The organism is Endozoicomonas sp. ALB032 (assembly GCF_049310125.1).
Taxonomy (GTDB): domain Bacteria; phylum Pseudomonadota; class Gammaproteobacteria; order Pseudomonadales; family Endozoicomonadaceae; genus Endozoicomonas_A.
Map to the genome: position 1 here is coordinate 4,055,873 of NZ_JBLYNW010000001.1, position 17,421 is coordinate 4,073,293.

Consider the following 17,421-nt stretch of genomic DNA (forward strand, 5'->3'; position numbering starts at 1 on the left):
AAAACCTTCTTTTTGCTGTCACCTCCAAGAAATATTTCCAGCCCAATATACTCACCCGCAGTTAACAAAAAAACAGCCATGAGAGTCTTGCAGCCGTGCTCCGGAATCTGGGGAGGCGGTAGGGCTTATCAGGCTGCGAATAACAAAAAATGCCAACACATCGCTCTTTAGAGCCAAGTAATAAATACAAAAGCACGATATAAATGGAGTTTTGAATGAAACTTAAACCTGTTTCTTTGGCAGTAGCCGCTGTTGCTGCAGGTCTGACCCTGTCTTCTGCCCACGCTGGTGTTGTTAAGACGGAAGGCGAAGATATTATCGTCAGCACCAAGAACGGTGGTCTTCAGCTGAAAACAGATGACGGCGCCTTTTCCTTTAAGGTAAGCGGCAAGCTGCAGTGGGACTACGCAAGCCTTGATGATCTCTATGTCGCAGACACTGGTAATGACGCTGAAGCCCGTAAAGGCTATATTCGCCGTGCCGAGATTGGTTTCAGTGGTAAGGCTTACACCGACTGGAAATACAAGCTCAAGCTGAAAACCAAAAGCGACGACTCAATCGAACTGGATGATGCCAAGATCACTTATGTTGGCTTCAAACCTGTAGAAGTGACTCTGGGTCGCTGGGGTCGTGATTATGGACTGGAAAATACCGTGAGTTCTTCCTGGATCATGGCGATCGAGCGTCCAATGATCTACGACTTACTGCAGGGCGATGAAGGTAATGACTACGGTATTCAGGTAGCGACCGGTGGTGATAACTATACCGCAGTGTTTGGCATTCACCATGATGGACAGGCTGAAGAAGATAAGCCGGAAGTAGAACGGACTGCCAGCTATATCGTGCGTGCTACCTATGCTCCCATCATGAATGATGACATGCTGCTTCATCTGGGTCTGAACTATTACAACAAGAATCCGGATGGTGGTTCTAATGTTGATTTAGAGTCCTCCTTAGGCGTTAAAAAAGGTGCAGACCGTGCTGTAACAGTCACAAACGTTGATAAAGATTCTGAATATGTTTTGGAGTTGGCGGGTCAGTTCCAATCATTCCAGCTTCAGGGTGAGTATGCGGTTAGAGACTTGAAGTCTAAAGACGCTAACAGCGACGCAAAAGTCTCAGGCTACTACGGACAGGTTTCTTACCTGCTGGACGGTGGCAAGCGTTCTTATAAAGAAGGTGCTTTTGGTAAGCCAACCGGTGGTCAGTGGGAAGTGTTCGCACGTTATACTCAGGCGACTATCGACCAGGATAGTGCGAGTGATGATCTTGAACTGAAAACCACTACTCTGGGCGTAAACTACTTTGCGACCAGGAATATCCGCGCCAGCCTGAACTATGTTCAAGGCAAAACCAACGAAAACATAGAAAATGATAAGGGAAGCGCTATCGTATCCCGCCTGCAATACGTGTTCTGATACCCATTCAGTTCCTTAGTGTGTGAGCCTGGCCCTGCTTTTGCGGGGCCTTTTTGGCTAAGCCAAAATGTTCTGCAGCCGGTTCTCCGGGGGGATATCTTATCCGCATATATGGTCATAATTGAGATTCTGGAACCAGCCCGGACAGAGCTGTTCCAATTGATCTTCTGTGATCATTTGTACTCCTTATCGATCACTGACCCAACGGTAATATACGCCTGTTGAGGGTGGTTGAGCCTGGTGGGGTACATCAGCCTGAGTTTGTGCTCTTTGATCAATGGTTGCAGGTATTTTTTGCGCAGAGATTCTCCACTTCGATTCAGCAGTTTTTCCAGTTCTTCCAGTTGTAATGTTCGCAGCGCACACAAGTTAAGGATGGCTTGGCGCACCTCTTCGCTGGGGGCTCGCTTTTTTGTAGCGACAGGCTCTGCCAGAGTCGAAAGCTGGTTCTCTAAAGGTCCGGACCTTTCGGGCCAAGCTCCGGACCTTTCGCCTTCAGACCAGGATCTTTCCATCTCCATACCTTCGAAAATCCGTTCTAGCATCGTATCTTCTGCCATAGCCTGGGCGGTGAAATAAATTGTTCCACGACCACTACCATCTTGATATAGAAGCTTTTTGTCAACAAGAGAGGCAAGCAGGGCCGAGAGGTCTCGAGGGTGAATATCCAGAATAGACATCATTCTGGCATGATCCACTGTCTTTTCAATATGAGCAGTAATCAGGATAAGCTGCTCTTGCTTGCCTAATTTATCAAAAACTACTTCCCCCAGGGTTTCGGCATCCCGGCTCTCCTCAACCTGCTCAGCCATCATCCGGCGAACCATCTCTTCACTCACCTGCATATCACCACTGTTAAAGCGACGATAGGTGCCGATCATGGGGTTACCTTTGATGTAGACTGGCTTTTGCTTACGATTGGCGGGAGGGACATGAATTTGGATGAGAGATTTCCCCTCAATCTCCAGAACCTTGACCCAACGATCTCGAATAATACAAGTGCTGACTTTCTGTGGATTGTTCAGGGTATCCCAAAACTCTTTCAGAACTTTCGGGGTGTCGGTAATACCTTCCAGAACAAATCGGTGACCCGATTTTTCTTCAAGGCCCAGAAAAATATCGCCGCCCTGGGTATTGGCAAAAGCACTGTAGGTTTCCCACATGTCTTTCGGGATAGCACCTTTGCCATCCCGCCCCTGTGCCAGTTTACACTCCACGTCCACACTTTCCCGCATGGCGGCAATATCTCCAAGCGTTTCGATAATCAGCATTCAAATTCCTGATGGCTGCCCATACCCGACAGTGGTTATGTTACCGTTTATGCAGCTTCTTGTAACAGGTAAACCATGATTTCATTATTTTCTTCTGAAAGCTCATTAATACCAACTCGATCAGTGGAGAATGAGACTATCTGTTTTACGGAGAGAACGCTCCGTTTATTCCAGCAAATGATCGATGAACAGGGCTATTTCACGTCATTTTTTATAAAAAAGTCAAAAAATGAATTAAAGTGGCCGAGAAATTTGACGAAATAGAATTTTAGACCTTAAATGAATGAATAAGAGTTTGCTTATTGCAATTCATATTATTCAGAGCTGTTTGTTACATTGCGTTGATGACAAGGAAAGTCGTTACAATGGATGCAGCAGATCAGGTATTGATCATAGAAGACGCTCAACAGCGGCGACATGATCTAAGTACCGTTATCGAATTTATGGGGTATCGTACTAGGGCCGTCAGTTCCGCCTACTGGGAAGATGCTATCAGCGAGTCCAACAAAGAAGGATTCTGTGCGCTTTTTCTTGGCGATTTTCTCCAGGCAGAAAGCTCAATGCAGGGCATGATCGCCCGTATACAGAACTGGAGTGGCGGGGTTCCCGTCATTCGCATAGCCGAACCCCTTCCGGAAAACCTCCAATCTTCACTCCGCAGGCAGGTCATTGCCCGTATCGACTGGCCTTGCAATCGTTCACAGTTGCTCTCTTGCCTGCATTATGGTCAGGTGTATCGCGAACAATGGCGTCAACTTCACCAGACAGGTATGAATCAGCAAGTAGAGCTGTTCCGTGGGCTGGTGGGTAAAAGTGACAAAGTTCGCAAAGTTCGCGCTTCCATGGCACAGGTGGCTGACCGTGACGTCAATGTTATGGTGACCGGTGAGTCAGGAACAGGCAAGGAGCTGGTGGCCAGGAATCTGCACGATCACTCCCACCGTCGGGATATGCCTTTTGTGCCGGTAAACTGTGGCGCTATTCCTAATGAATTGCTGGAAAGTGAGCTTTTTGGGCATGAGAAGGGTTCTTTTACCGGTGCGGTCAGCTCAAGAAAAGGGCGGTTTGAGCTGGCGCAGGGTGGCACTCTGTTTCTTGATGAAATTGGTGATATGCCGCTGCACATGCAGGTTAAGTTGCTTAGGGTTTTGCAGGAGCGCACCATTGAAAGAGTGGGGGGTTCCGAACAGATTCCTGTGGATGTCAGAATCATAGCGGCTACTCATAAAAACCTTTCTGAAATGATTGAGTCCGGTGAGTTCAGGGAAGACTTGTACTACCGGCTGAATGTATTCCCCATTGAAATGCCTGCTCTCAGGGATCGTCCGGAAGATATTCCGCTGATTCTCAACGAGCTGGTCAGTGCAATGGAAAAACAGAGTCGCGGCTCCATTCGTCTGAGTTCTGCTGCGATTATGTCGCTATGCCGTCATGACTGGCCGGGTAATGTCAGGGAAATGTCCAATTTGCTGGAAAGACTGGCGATTATGTATCCCTACGGTGTCGTAGGTGTTCAGGATCTGCCACAGAATTTCCGTCATATGGAAGCTATTACTGATGATGACGGTGTTGCCGAGCTGTTCCCGGATAGTATTCAACCTGCAGGAACCGGAAAAGTCGATGATTTGGCGATTCTTCCTGTGGGCGGCCTGAATCTGAAGGAATTTTTGACACGGCTGGAAAAAAGCCTGATCCAGCAAGCTCTGAGTGACTGCAACAGCGTTGTGGCCAGAGCGGCTGACAAACTTCAGATTCGCCGGACGACACTGGTTGAGAAAATGAGAAAGTATGGCCTTCATCGTTATGAAGAGACCATGCGTTAATCAGATCGGTTCAAAAAAATGGCTATCAGCGTGAGCTGATAGCCATTTTTTTTGTCTTAACTTACCAGGTTCGATTTTATGACGGCCTCGTCTGCTTTTGAAAAAAGTAGACGAGGCCGTTTTTGTATTTTTAGAATCCCGAAAATTTTTACCTGGTAGCTGTCTTTTTTATCTAAAAGTAAGTCGGTTTTATCAATTATCAAACAAGTAGGAAGATAAAATTTTTGACGTTTTTTATCTCTGGATAAAGTGTTTTTATCCATCATTGGAAATTAACTTTATTTTGTCGTTTTTTAAATCTCTCAGTTTCGGAATTTATTTTGTCAATTAAGTAACACTTTTTATCCCTCTGGAAAATATTATGCGACAGTAATTCGTCACTATAAAATGACACTGTCAAATAACTTTCTTTTTATTTTTCAATGAAACGACGTTTGATGTCTTCTTTTGAGATCGATTTTGACTCTGTCAAAAAAGTAACATGACGGAAATTCGACCGGTAAAAATAAATCTCAATAAAAACAGCAGGTTATGTTCTTTAGGCTGGGGCTGGTCAAAATGATGTCACGTCAGCTATGTGACCATGAGTGAAAAACAGGCGTTTTAAAAAATTGGCACGGCTCTTGTTATTAATAAAGTACAGGCAGTAAAAAAAGAAAAAACGTTTTTGATTCCAGATTTTATGCAGTAATCACTGAAAAGAAGCTGAAAGCCATGAACTCATCAACAAAACAGATTATTGCAGTTGCGGGGTGTAAGGGTGGAGTAGGTAAAACATTAGTTGCAGTCAATCTCGCACTGGCTCTCACAAACAACGGAAGACGTGTGGTTTTAATGGATGGAAACCTGGCTGTCCCCGATGTTGGAATAAGCCTTGGGCTCGAGAAGAAGCTGGATGTGGCCCACTTCGATGCCAACGACTCTTTTTCCAGTTTTATTCAGGATGGGCCCTCGGGTCTGAAGGTGCTGTCGCCAAAAGGGGAACCTATCTGGAGGGAGACCGTAGAAACCGGTCATGCTGTCCGAATGATAGAAAGTCTGGAGTCACTGGCTCCAACTCTTGATACCCTGGTCATTGATACCGCACCTGGATTAGCTCCGGACAATGTAGCTCTTATTCAGGCTGCGGGAGAAATTCTCATCGTCATCAATCAGGAAGTTGTGTCACTGCTCGATGCTGTGAGAATGATCCGTGTGCTTTACCGAATATACGGTGTCCGTCGTTTTGGAGTGATTGTCAACGCCGTTAATAACCGTCGGTATGGATCGAACCAGTTTGAAAGGTTGCAATCCTATCTGAATGATGAAGTAGAAATTATTCTCCGTTATCTGGGGGCGATTCCATTCGACAAGGCTGTCGCAGAATCACTCACCCGTCAGCAGGCACTTCTGCAGGTAAATCCGGATTGCCGGGCTTCGAAAGCCATTTTGCGTATTGCACATCAGATGATGGCGATACCAGTAACACCGCCAAGAGGTCGTATCGAATTCTTCTTGCCAACAAGAATAAAAGAGAGGGTATAAGCATGGATGCTACAGCACAGGGAGTGCAGGCAACTCAAGCCAATCAGGAAAAGAGTCAGAAACTGATTCAGACCGAAATGGTTGAAACTCATAAGGCTCTGGTAAAAAGAATTGCGAATCATCTGGCCGCGAGGATGCCGGCCAGCGTTCAGATCGATGACCTGGTTCAATCAGGTATGATCGGTCTGCTGGAAGCGGCCTCAAAGTACGATGCCAGTAAAGGTGCCAGTTTCGAAACATTTGCGGGCATTCGTATCCGTGGTGCCATGCTGGATGAAATCCGGAAAGGTGACTGGGGGCCAAGATCCGTTTACAGAAACAGTCGCAGAGTGACTGAGGCGATTCAGAAGGTTGAAGCCCGCCTTGGAAGAGATGCCAGAGACTTCGAAGTGGCTAAGGAGCTGGAAGTCAATCTGGATGAGTTCTACACCATTCTCAGTGACCTTCGTGGTTGCCGACTGTTCAGTTTTGAAGAACTGTTCGACAGCGAAGAGTCCAGAATGCAGGCTCGCTCTGGAGATAGAGGTCCATCAGCCGATATTCAGGAAGAGAAGTTCAAGTATGCCCTGGTAGAAGCTTTAGAGAAGTTACCTGAGCGGGAAAAGCTGGTCCTGATGCTTTATTACGATGAGGAGATGAATCTCAAGGAAATTGGTAAGGTTCTGGGCGTCAGTGAGTCCAGGGTCAGCCAGATTCACTCTCAGGCAGCCGTCAGATTAAGAGCCAAGCTCCATAACTGGTTAGGTTAAACCACCAGTGTACCCGGGGGGACTCGTGGGTATAGGGTCCCCAAGCTCTAAAGCAAGCATTTTTTGTTTCTATCCAGGGTCATTGCTTCTCCAAACCCTGTGGCTGGAATGAATGATTTGTAGAGTAAACGGTATTTTTTCACTCTATATGCTCTCTGGCAGTGAGCAGCAAGCTTTTAGCTTCCTATTATTCCAAGTACGCAGGTCCTTACTCCATATACTTTTTTATAAAGTAGTTTTTATTAAGTAGTCTTATAACGGACCTGTATTAATATGAAATGGAATTCTTATCTCGCAGGGTGCTTTCTGGCCCTTACCTCCTGCTTCCTGTCTGCACAGGAAGCGCCAGTGAATATCAAGAACGTTGTTACCATTAACACTCATCAGGCCAAGCGCCTTCATGAGTTGGGGGCTTTATTTATAGATGTGAGACCATATCAGCAGTGGGAATGGGGGCATATTGACCGGTCTCAAAGTCTGGATTTAAGGGCGGGCTTCAGACAGCTGTTCAAGCCTGGCACTTTGGATAAAAAGACGCCTATTGTCATCTACGGAAACAGCACGTATCACATGAGGGGAGCGATAGCGAGTTACCTTGCCGCACTCTGGGGTTACGAGAGAGTGTTCTTTTTCAGGGACGGCTACTTTTCCTGGTTGGCATTTGATTATCCGGTAACACTTTATTCAGAATTGGAAACAGAAGAAGTCATCAGTTGGAAGCCAGGAAAGCAAAAGATAGATGATATGAGTGATTCGCAGACATTCTCGTCCATGTTGATGAAATAAGTTATTTCAAGTTATAAAAAAGGCGTCATGTGGCGTTTTTTTTATAACTTGCAGAAACCCATGGTATACAAGAGCCAGTTGATGCCTATAATTTTTTATTCAATATTGTGTCGAATATAACCAGTGGAGCGACACCCGCATGTCTCCCTTCTTCATTTGCCTGAATCGTTAAGCCGTAAACCCGTTCATCTCCAGCCACTTTAAACTCCCATAATGGCTCGCTCTTATATTTAAAGCATTTGTAGCCTGTAGCGCCTTCTTCATGGGCTGCATACCGGCCTGTTTCGTGAATGCTTTGCATTTTTTTAAGGGCATTATCGGATATTGTGCTTTTGATTGCATCTGATGAAGGGTCAAAATAGGCATAGGCAACAATGTTTTTTTTACCCGTATCTTTACTTGACGGGGTAAAGCCTCTTCTGTAAATAGGTCTGATGTATTGGTTGTCTATCGGTATATCCTCTTTCCACGGCCTCGCAGGCAACTGGTCCTTCGGCATAATGATATCCTTGAGTTTCCTGGCTATTGCCCCAATACTTCGACTTTTTTTAGGGCGTTTTTTTTTCTTGATCTGTGTTAAGTCATGATAGAAGGGTAAATACGGCTGCTTCCAGTCGTCGGGGTAATTGACGTTGGTTTTGGTTGAAAACGCTAAGTCTTGAGCGTTGTCGCACTTATCCATAGATTTTTTGATGTCCACTGGCATCTTCTTTTTCTCGGTTCTGATTATTTTTTCTAACAAACGACTAGTGTCTATTTTCTTTCTGTAGGCGAAGTAACGGGTTATTTTTTTCGGTAAAGGCACCAATGCAAGTGTAGAACCTAACATGCACAGAAGGTAAAATGTATAGGAAGCTACAGACGCTAAATTAAAGAGCTTCATAGTAAAGCTGTTGTTGTTTGCTTCTCTCCTGGCTCTTACTCTTTCAGCAAGCTCCCTGGCTTCAGTCCGCTTGTGCTCGTTGAGGCATGCTTGACGATCCTTTATGCATTGTTGGAACATTTTTTTTATTTCTACAGGGCTAAGAATGGCTGCAGATTTTCTAATCTGGGAATTAATGTATTTTCTGTGCTGCAGGATATCCTCTTTTTTGTGATCACTATTAACTTTTAATGCAGTTGATGTCTGTCTTTCTAAATCATCAAGTTTGCTTTTTAATGATTGTAACAAGCTCACAAATACAGTATTGCGTCCTTTTATTAAGTGGTCCAGTTCTCTAGCATAGGCTTTGTAATCTCCGGATTCTTTCTGATACATGAAAATTTGTTTTAATGCCGTATCGTAGCTATCGAGTTCATCGAGCAGATTTTTCATACAGGGGCTTAGAGGGAAGTACTCATATTTCTTAAGAACAGTGAGTTGCTTCTCATCAAAAACAAGCATTCCGAAATCATTGTTGTGTATATGGATGTAGTTGTTAGTCTGTTCCAGAATCTTTTTTAACTGTAATGTCTTGGACTCCAAACGGACAAGGTCTTTATATTTTTTCATTACAGGAACCGATTCAGGGTTCTGAATACCAAGCACTATGCCGGTCTCATCTGATTTTTTATAAACCCCGGTCATTCTATTCTCAGGACCGATCTGCTCCATCAGGCTTGGTTGGTGACAGGACTGAGACTGAACTTCTCTTTTAGGCGCTGTTCTTTTTTTGTGAATTATTTCTGTGGGGGCTGAGCACTTATCTGCCAGGCACACTGCCTGAGTATCATCTTTTCGGCTTGTTTTCTCTAACTTTGTGACCCAGTCTGGAAGGCCAGCTTTTGGGCAAGTGTTGAGTTCAGCTTTTGCCAGGGAAGCCATGCTACAAACGTTACTTCTTCCATTGCTTAGTGCATGCACTGACTGCAAGCCTGAAAAAAGACCAAGAGCAAAAACGAAGCGCTCTGTTATCGACATATCAGAAAAATGTTTACCACGGACTGCAGCCGTTTGTTTCTTTGTGGTTTCTTTGGGAAGGGTGTTTTTTCTTACTTTCCGGCGACCCCATTGTTTTTTCTTGTCTGATTTTGTGGATTGTTCTGGTGCATAGCCAAATCTTCCGTGGATTAAGGTGCTGTGACCGGAAACAGGGAGTGACATCGTAATTCTCCTTAATATGTGTATGTCGGGTCAGGCCAAACAAGAGAGTTTTGACTAATGAAGATATAGACTGGCTGATTTCAGAAAAGTTCCTTTGTTTGATTCTTTTTTAATGAATGATCCTGAACGTCAGTTCATAAAAAAACAGAGACTGTCAGCCTGCACCGATAATCAAACGATTACCTGCTCATTGTTTTCATGTGGACAGGCTCCGGTATTTCCCTGACGGAACTCCGAAGCCTGTGTGAGGGCAGTACCAGTGGGTAGCTACTCCCAACCTGGCACACCGGTCATGTCAGGTAGCTTATGGGCAATACCCTTGTGACACTGAATGCAGGTTTCACCGTTTTTCTCTGCAGCGGTATGGTTTTTAACCGCCAAAAGTGATTGTTCAGACAGTTCCATAGATTCCTGGGTATGGCAGTTACGGCACTCCTGAGAATCATTGGCTTCCATGCGAGCCCATTCCCGCTCAGCCATTGCCTTTCGATGGGCTTCAAACTTCACCGGGGTGTCTACCTTGCCTGTTTGGATGCCTCTGGCTACCGACGAAAAGAAAACCGGGATGGGCCTTTCTTCCTGGGTCGAATCAAGAAGAAAGACCTGCCCCTGAATGCCTTTCGGCTCATCATCCTGTCAGTCAGGAGCTATTTTAAATATTGCACTTGCGTTTAATGAAATTGAATGGGTGCGATTTACTGGATCCAAAGGTGGCAGAAATGCTGCTGTATATGTTTTTACACATTGATCAATGTCAGGGTTTACTATTTTTTCCTGAATTCTGGTTTTTAAACCAAATATATAATAAGGCCCAGCATTAAATACCGTTCGTTTAACCGGCCATGCACTCACTACATGTTCAGGTGGTATGCGTGTCGTGATTACTTCTTCAGCAGATTTGATAGAAGTAGTGCGTAGCCCAGGTCCCTTCAGATCTGCAGCTGTTTTGCACATGTCGATACCGGTATTGACATAACACTGATAAACATAGGTGCTGTCTTCCTCTCCAGGCTCAGGAATGTAAAGCACAGGCGAGTCAGGCTGATTCTGCGATAAAAACATTGGGAACCAGGTTGCAACTGCGATGTTGCGGCTAGTGCAGATGATCTTGTTTGCTGAGTCATTCACCAATTGGTAGTTACTAAAGATTGGTTGATACGCTAGTTTATGGCCACTTAATTTTGTACTGAGCAGAGCTTCAAGGAAATCATTATCGTTAATAGAGTCCGAATCATCTGATTTTCGATTAAATCCCGTTTTGAAAATGGTTTCCGGAGGCCTCGAATCGCCCCTATATACCACTCCAATATGGGATGGTGTTTTCAGAGTAGGAGTAAACCTGAATTGACCCTTATGTTGCCAGAATGGATTATGACTGAAGGATCCATTTTTAGATTCTGGCAGGTAGGTTTTTCCTGGATATGCAGCAACTTCCCGGGCAAAGGCTTTGACTGTTTCAGTTGTTGCAGTTTGCCAGTCTGCAGGAGAGCTGGGTGGGTTGGTCTTAATTGTGTTACTGATGTGCATGGTTACACCTCCATTGGTCAATGAATATTGGCAGAACTGGATTTCCTGATTGCTCTTTCATCAGATGGAGTGTGAGCTAGCATAGCTTGCAAAATTCCAGAGGTTAATTGCATGTGCCTCCGAGTCTGATAATAGAGTTAAGTTTATTACTTGTTTGATCGTTCAACTATAAATAAGTTCCATTAATTTTCTTTTCAGAGCCGGATAACTCTCCTCCATGAGTATTTTGCTTTCAAACCTGCGGTAAGGCATCAGACTTCTGGCCGAATTTACTGTTCTTGTCGAACATGCTGTCTTTCACTCTCAGCAGCGTTGTTTCAAAACACGACCGGTGGACAACCAAAGGTCGAACTCTTCGTCCGAAGCGTCATTGGGTGGTTCGTAGGGCAGGGCAAAAATCCAGGCTTTGCCATCGGGCTTGCCATAGAAGTCGAAGTCACTGCCCGCTTTGGCATAAGGGTCAGAGCCTTCCTTGAAACGCCAGAGGGTTTCCTGATCATCCACTACAGGCCAGCGCAAGCCTCGCTCCTGGTGATAACGCTCAAAGTCCGCCAGATCGTGAGCTTTGCCACGACCGAAGGTGGCGTATTCTTCAAACAGACCCTTCTGGGCATAAAAACCCAAAGCTCGGGCGTCGTCGTTCAATCGGTCTTCAGGAATCTCATCCAGTTTGAACCGGTCAACCTGTCCGTTGGCATACAGAACATCAAACAGGGTCTTGCCACGATATTGTGGGTGCTTTGCCAACAGGGCGTCTGACCAGACTTCCTCAACCTTGAAACGCCTGGAGAATTCCATCAGCTGCCACAGGTCGGATTTGGCTTCGGCAGGAGCTTTTACCTGCTGATACCAGAACTGGGTACGACGTTCTGCGTTTCCGTAAGCACCTTCTTTCTCGACCCACATGGCGGTTGGCAGAATCAGATCGGCAATTTGTCCGGTCAGGGTTGGGTAAGGGTCAGAAACCACGATGAAATTGTCAGGATTTCTGTAGCCGGGCAGTGTTTCATGGTTCAGGTTCGGAGCTGTCTGGGCGTTGTTGTTGCACATGACCCAATAAGCATTGAGTTTGCCGTCTTTGAGCATCCGGTTTTGCAATACGGCGTGGAAACCCGGTTTGGCAGGAAGGGTGCCTTCAGGCAGTTTCCAGATTTTCTCGGCTTAGTCTCTATGGGCTTTGTTAACTACGACCATGTCCGCAGGCAGACGATGAGCAAAAGTACCGACTTCTCTGGCGGTACCGCAGGCAGATGGCTGGCCGGTCAGAGAGAATGGACTGTTACCCGGCTGGGAAATCTTTCCGGTCAGCAGGTGCAGGTTGTAGATGATGTTGTTCATCCAGACACCACGGGTATGCTGGTTTACGCCCATGGTCCAGAGGGACATCACCCTGGTGTCGGGGTCAGCATAGAGTTTCGCCAGCTCTTCCAGCTGTGTTTCGGAGACGCCAGACAGTTTTGAGACTTTTTCAGCCGTGTATTCGCTGACAAACTCTGCAAAGCCATCAAAGTCGAGAGGTGTTGTGCCGCCATTTCCCGGGTTTTTGGCTTTCTTTTCCAGCTCGTGATCCGGGCGCAGGCCATAGCCAATATCCGTTACACCTTTGCGGAAAACGGTATGCTTCTTAACAAAGTCCTGGTTGACCTTGCCGTTCTGGATGATGTAGTTGGCGATGTAGTTACAAATAGCCAGGTCAGACTGAGGGTTGAAGATGATGGGCTGGTCGGCCAGTTCAAAGGAGCGGTGCTTAAAAGTGGACATTACCGCTACTTTGACATGGGGGTTGGATAGACGACGGTCAACCAGCCTTGACCAGAGTACCGGGTGCATCTCGGCCATGTTGGAGCCCCAGAGTACAAACGCATCGGCATGTTCAAAGTCGTCATAACAACCCATGGGCTCATCAATACCAAAGGTACGCATAAAGCCTACCACCGCAGAAGCCATGCAGTGTCGTGCATTAGGATCGATGTGGTTGGAACGGAAACCGGCTTTCATTAGCTTGGAGGCTGCGTAACCTTCCCAGACAGTCCATTGACCAGAGCCGAACATGCCCACGGGGGGCATCTCATCGGAATTACGGGTTTTGGCTATGGCCGCCTTCCATTTTTCCGCCATGATATCGAACGCCTGATCCCAGGAGATCGGAGTGAAGTCACCATTTTTGTCGAATTTGCCGTTTTTCATTCTCAGCAGCGGTGTTTCAAGACGATCCTTGCCGTACATGATTTTCGACAGGAAGTAACCTTTGATGCAGTTCAGGCCTTTGTTCACAGGTGCCTGAGGGTCCGCCTGAGTGGCTACTACACGACCATGCTGTGTGCCCACCAGTACCGAGCAGCCAGTACCACAGAACCTGCAGGGGGGGCGGGCAGGCGGCTCAATGGGTGCTGAAACCGTTTTTCCAGTCAAGAATCCACGGCGATCAAGATCTAATTTTTGACTCACGATGCTGTGACTCTAGTGTTGTACGACTTTTCTGGCATGGAATCCGGGTTGAAGTTTCAAGCTTTACGGAAGCGTATTTTAATAAGGATGGACGTACAAAAAAGCCCTTTTAGATGTTGTGTAAGCAAGACGTAAATCTGGCATACCCCTTAGGAGGTAGTGGTTCTGCGAAGGCTTGATAAAGCGTTGGCTTAGCAATGCGGTACGGATTTTTGTAACCTCTGTTTTCAGCAGCAAGCGGTTATTTAGGGGTACTCAATGTCAGTGCTACCCGACCACAGGGCAGGAGGATAGGGCCATACTTAGCGATGGCTGAAGCAGACAAAGTGGTGCTAATGATGAGTAAGTGTCAGCTGTTTTTTTTGATTTGTCTCGGTTTTGTTAATGTTGGTTATGCGGGCTCACAATTAAACGAAGGTGATTGCGTAAGTCTATATACTCCTTCGGGTACATTTTGGGACTTTACCTCCGCCAGTGATCCAAGCAGTGCTCTTGGGGCTCAATGTACTCTTCTGCATACGTGGGGTGACCAGGGCTGTCCTGCTGGTAAGCATTATCGGTGTTGTCTCACCATAGCTGGAGCGAACAAAACTTCAGATACAGATTATCTCGGTGGTGTGAATACCTATAAAGCAGGCTGGTTAGTTTATAAACAGTATTCAACCAAAGCTGAGCTCTTCCATGACGTTAATAGTGGTGAGCTCAAGAGAGTCTATCAAAAATGTTTAACTGAATAATTTCTCTGGCAGGGTATTCGCATACATTGTCGTATATGAGTCATTATTTGAGTATGAAAAATCACTAAATCGACATACTGAGCAATCCCTTACTCCATAGGAATAAAGGGATTGGAAGGTTTTGTGGCCTTCCGGAATTTGTGACTGAGAGACAGCTGAACGGGTAGGGCTATACTTGGTACCCGGCAGAAAAGGAAATGGTGGAAACGATGAAGAAGTACGAGCTGCTTTTTTTGTTTTGCATTGGCTTTATCAATGTAAGCTATGCTGGTTCACAAATCACCAATGGTGACTGTCAGTCTCTATACACTCCATCAGATACATATTGGAGTTTTACTCCTGAAAATCCATATACTGACTCAGGGGCTCAATGCACTCTTTTACAAGCGTACGATGTGTCTTGTCCTATTGGGAAGCATAATTCTTGTTGCCTGATTATTGCCGGAGACAATAACACGCCAGATACAGCTTATTACGGCGGTGTTAGTATTCTTCTTAGCGGAAGATGGCTAGTGTATAAAGATTACCTGACCAAAGCTGAACTCTTCCAGAGCGTCAGCAAAGGCGAGCTTAGAAAAGCCTACGAAAAATGTATGAGTCAATAATAGACCTGAGAGGCTGTCCGGTATGTATTGTTGTAGCCTCTGTTTTTATTGTTAGCCTGTTTTAAGATTAATCAAGGGTTTACAGCAACCACCTTCTCCAGAGTTCTATACTCTGCTTGAGCTGACGTACATGAAATGGTGGTAACACTATGAGGAAATATCAACTACTGCTGCTTGTTGTCGTTTATCTTGGTTTTATGAGTACCAGTTATGCCGTCGGTCGACAACTGGAAGAACGTGATTGTCACTATCTATACACTCCTCATAAGGATAAATGGTACGCTTGGTATTTTGCACCCGACAGTGATCCAACGGCTGCCACCGGGAATCAATGTAATCTTTTCGATGTCAATGGCTATTGTCCTACTGGCAAGCGTTATCACTGTTGCATGGGTGTTGGTGGACTGAGTAAAGCTCAGGATACAAATTATTTCGCTGGTGTCAGCATACTTAGCAAAGACTGGCTGCTGTATAAAGTTTACTCAACATTAGGCGATGTCTTTCAGGGCGTTGGTGGTGAGATTAGAGAAGCCTTTGAAAAATGCATGAATCTTGAATAATTAATGGCTATGAGAGGGTATCTGATAAGCACTTGTCTCAATTCCCAAATTTTTCCCCACTCCTGCGGCAGTGACGTCTGCGGCACTGGTTCTGATAAAGTCGTGACGACTTTGTGTCATGGCTCTCTTCCCGGGTCTAAATCTTTTCTCAGAGCTGTCTGACAGCTCTGAGTGTCGAGTCTTTATTTAAGGTGCATGTTGTTGAAGCCCATTCGGTTCAAGGCGCTGGCCGCTATTATTACCATCTGTTTTTTGGGGTTGCTCAGTGTCAGTGGTTCGTTGTGGTTTGCAGCGACCACAGAGAGTGATGCCGCCGCTATCAACCTTGCCGGATCATTGAGAATGCAGGCATGGCGTCTGGTAGACCGGGTCAACTCTGAGGAGACCAGCGACAACGGATTGAGCCAGTTAATCAAGATCTATGACAGCAGCCTTGACAGTCCTACTTTGAGGCATTTGGCTGACAGAACCGATATTGTTGGCCGTCGTTATCAGGCTCTGGTCAGTGAATGGCACAGTGAGATGCGACCTTTATTGCGAGATAAAGTCGGATGGCGAGAGTTTGCGGATAAGGTTCCCGGTTTTGTTGATCGTCTGAACGATCTGGTGACCTCATTACAGTTGCATACCGAGCGAAAACTGCAGTGGCTGATGATACTGGCGATTTTTTCACTTTGTTCCATTCTGGCCATTGGGGCTTTGACGATACGTTACATCCAATTGAACCTGATCAGGCCGGTTGAACAGCTCAGTTATGCGGCAAAGAAGGTCCGTCTTGGTAAGTTTAACCACCTGCGTCTCAATTATAAGAATGCCAATGAAATGGGGCAGCTCACAGAGACTTTCTCTGCCATGGCCGACAGCCTCTCGCTTCTTTACAGTGATCTCGAGGCCCAGGTATCAGGGAAGACTCGATCACTGGAACATTCAAACACGGCTTTGCAACTATTCTATGAAACGTCCCGGACGTTGGGCATGACCCCCTACGACGAAGATCAACTGGCGTTGTTGCTGGAACGCTGGAAGCGGCTGCTCGGACTTAAAAGTGCCTGCGTCTGTTTGACTGGCAATGCCGGGAGCATGAAATTACAGCGGATTTTTCCGCAAAGCGAGGCTTTTAATGATGTCTGCAACACGGGTCGGTGTGAAGGCTGTATTCGAGAACCCTCATCGGATGTCCAGTTTTCACTGAGCCAGAATGATGAGGGTTATGGTTATCTGCAAATCTCTCTGCAAGAAGGGCAGTCATTGACCGAAGAGAGCAGGCAGTGGTTGAGAACGTTTGGCGATATTGTTTCTGCCTCACTGTATCGCAGTGGCTACCAGACTCAGGAGAAGCAATTGCTTTTGATGGAAGAGCGAGCCGTCATAGCCAGGGAGTTACATGATTCGCTGGCTCAGGCATTGTCTTACCAGAAAATTCAGGTCACTCGATTGAGGAAGGTTCTAAAGCGGATGGGAGCGGAAGAATCCGTCGACTCAATTGTCGAAGAAATTCGTGAAGGCATTAACAGTGCCTATCGCCAGCTGCGGCCATGGGAAAACTGGCAGTGGATGCCCGGCTGGCAGAAGTGCTGGCTTCTGTTCTCAGGCCTGATAGCAGCGAGACCAGCAAGATTGATCTGCTGACACCTAAAGAGAGGGAGGTTCTCCAGTTTATTGCGGAAGGGGATGCCAATAAGGTGATTGCCCGAAAAATGGACATCAGTGAAGGCACTGTCAAGGTTCACGTCAAACGTATGCTTCGAAAACTGGACTTTCGTTCGCGGGTTGAGGCCGCGGTCTGGTGGGTGAACAGCCGGGACCGTTGATGCCCCTTGTGAACGAGAGTGTTGGGCTGAATCGAGTCAGGTCAATGTCAGCGAATTTACCCAATCTAGATAGTTAATT

The 17,421-nt window shown here is 46.1% G+C and carries 14 protein-coding genes and 1 pseudogene; 10 read left to right on the plus strand and 5 right to left on the minus strand.

Annotation, left to right across the window (positions count from 1 at the left end):
- Nucleotides 1-215 precede the first annotated feature (215 nt).
- Nucleotides 216-1,418: an OprO/OprP family phosphate-selective porin gene (locus ACO6VG_RS15575; protein WP_422133139.1), complete on the plus strand. Its 1,203-nt coding sequence runs from the start codon at nt 216-218 to the stop codon at nt 1,416-1,418.
- A gap of 173 nt (nt 1,419-1,591) precedes the next feature.
- Here ACO6VG_RS15575 and ACO6VG_RS15580 read toward each other — a convergent pair whose 3' ends face one another.
- Nucleotides 1,592-2,689 (minus strand): helix-turn-helix domain-containing protein, encoded by a 1,098-nt coding sequence (locus ACO6VG_RS15580; protein ID WP_422133140.1) that lies wholly within the window; start codon nt 2,687-2,689, stop codon nt 1,592-1,594.
- Between the two features lie 365 nt (nt 2,690-3,054).
- Here ACO6VG_RS15580 and ACO6VG_RS15585 point away from each other — a divergent pair, with 365 nt between their 5' ends.
- The 4 genes from ACO6VG_RS15585 (at nt 3,055) to ACO6VG_RS15600 (ending at nt 7,571) form a co-directional block, all read left to right on the plus strand.
- Nucleotides 3,055-4,512 carry a sigma-54 dependent transcriptional regulator gene (locus tag ACO6VG_RS15585; protein ID WP_422133141.1) on the plus strand — a complete coding sequence of 486 codons (1,458 nt, stop codon included), beginning with the start codon at nt 3,055-3,057 and terminating at the stop codon, nt 4,510-4,512.
- A 714-nt stretch (nt 4,513-5,226) separates the two neighbouring features.
- Nucleotides 5,227-6,036, plus strand: a complete 810-nt coding sequence (locus ACO6VG_RS15590; protein ID WP_422133143.1) for a MinD/ParA family ATP-binding protein — start codon at nt 5,227-5,229, stop codon at nt 6,034-6,036.
- A gap of 2 nt (nt 6,037-6,038) precedes the next feature.
- Complete coding sequence (locus tag ACO6VG_RS15595) at nt 6,039-6,785, plus strand: RNA polymerase sigma factor FliA (protein WP_422133144.1); 747 nt, start codon at nt 6,039-6,041, stop codon at nt 6,783-6,785.
- A gap of 348 nt (nt 6,786-7,133) precedes the next feature.
- Nucleotides 7,134-7,571, plus strand: coding sequence for a rhodanese-like domain-containing protein (locus tag ACO6VG_RS15600; protein ID WP_422137564.1), 438 nt, complete (start codon nt 7,134-7,136; stop codon nt 7,569-7,571).
- 85 nt (nt 7,572-7,656) lie between these two features.
- On the opposite strand, the gene ACO6VG_RS15605 is transcribed toward ACO6VG_RS15600, so the two are convergent.
- The 4 genes and pseudogenes from ACO6VG_RS15605 to napA all read right to left on the minus strand — a co-directional run bounded on the left by ACO6VG_RS15605 (nt 7,657) and on the right by napA (nt 13,629).
- The gene (locus ACO6VG_RS15605; RefSeq protein WP_422474638.1) at nt 7,657-9,654 is read right to left on the minus strand and encodes a hypothetical protein; all 1,998 of its coding nucleotides are present in this window, start codon (nt 9,652-9,654) and stop codon (nt 7,657-7,659) included.
- A gap of 267 nt (nt 9,655-9,921) precedes the next feature.
- Nucleotides 9,922-10,269 (minus strand): NapC/NirT family cytochrome c, encoded by a 348-nt coding sequence (locus tag ACO6VG_RS15610; protein WP_422137087.1) that lies wholly within the window; start codon nt 10,267-10,269, stop codon nt 9,922-9,924.
- Between the two features lie 21 nt (nt 10,270-10,290).
- Nucleotides 10,291-11,181 carry a hypothetical protein gene (locus ACO6VG_RS15615; RefSeq protein ID WP_422133147.1) on the minus strand — a complete coding sequence of 297 codons (891 nt, stop codon included), beginning with the start codon at nt 11,179-11,181 and terminating at the stop codon, nt 10,291-10,293.
- A gap of 303 nt (nt 11,182-11,484) precedes the next feature.
- Nucleotides 11,485-13,629 (minus strand): annotated as a pseudogene (gene napA / locus ACO6VG_RS15620) (nitrate reductase catalytic subunit NapA).
- 308 nt (nt 13,630-13,937) lie between these two features.
- Here napA and ACO6VG_RS15625 point away from each other — a divergent pair.
- From ACO6VG_RS15625 to ACO6VG_RS15645, 5 genes are all read left to right on the plus strand, one after another.
- Nucleotides 13,938-14,366: a hypothetical protein gene (locus ACO6VG_RS15625; RefSeq protein ID WP_422410599.1), complete on the plus strand. Its 429-nt coding sequence runs from the start codon at nt 13,938-13,940 to the stop codon at nt 14,364-14,366.
- Between the two features lie 209 nt (nt 14,367-14,575).
- Nucleotides 14,576-14,971 (plus strand): hypothetical protein, encoded by a 396-nt coding sequence (locus tag ACO6VG_RS15630; RefSeq protein ID WP_422410597.1) that lies wholly within the window; start codon nt 14,576-14,578, stop codon nt 14,969-14,971.
- A gap of 149 nt (nt 14,972-15,120) precedes the next feature.
- Nucleotides 15,121-15,531: a hypothetical protein gene (locus tag ACO6VG_RS15635; RefSeq protein WP_422133150.1), complete on the plus strand. Its 411-nt coding sequence runs from the start codon at nt 15,121-15,123 to the stop codon at nt 15,529-15,531.
- A 201-nt stretch (nt 15,532-15,732) separates the two neighbouring features.
- Nucleotides 15,733-17,160, plus strand: coding sequence for a histidine kinase (locus ACO6VG_RS15640; RefSeq protein WP_422410594.1), 1,428 nt, complete (start codon nt 15,733-15,735; stop codon nt 17,158-17,160).
- Entirely contained in the window at nt 17,067-17,342 is a 276-nt protein-coding gene (locus ACO6VG_RS15645) for a LuxR C-terminal-related transcriptional regulator (protein ID WP_422442278.1), read from the plus strand. The genes ACO6VG_RS15640 and ACO6VG_RS15645 overlap by 94 nt, the downstream gene beginning before the upstream one ends.
- Nucleotides 17,343-17,421 lie beyond the last annotated feature (79 nt).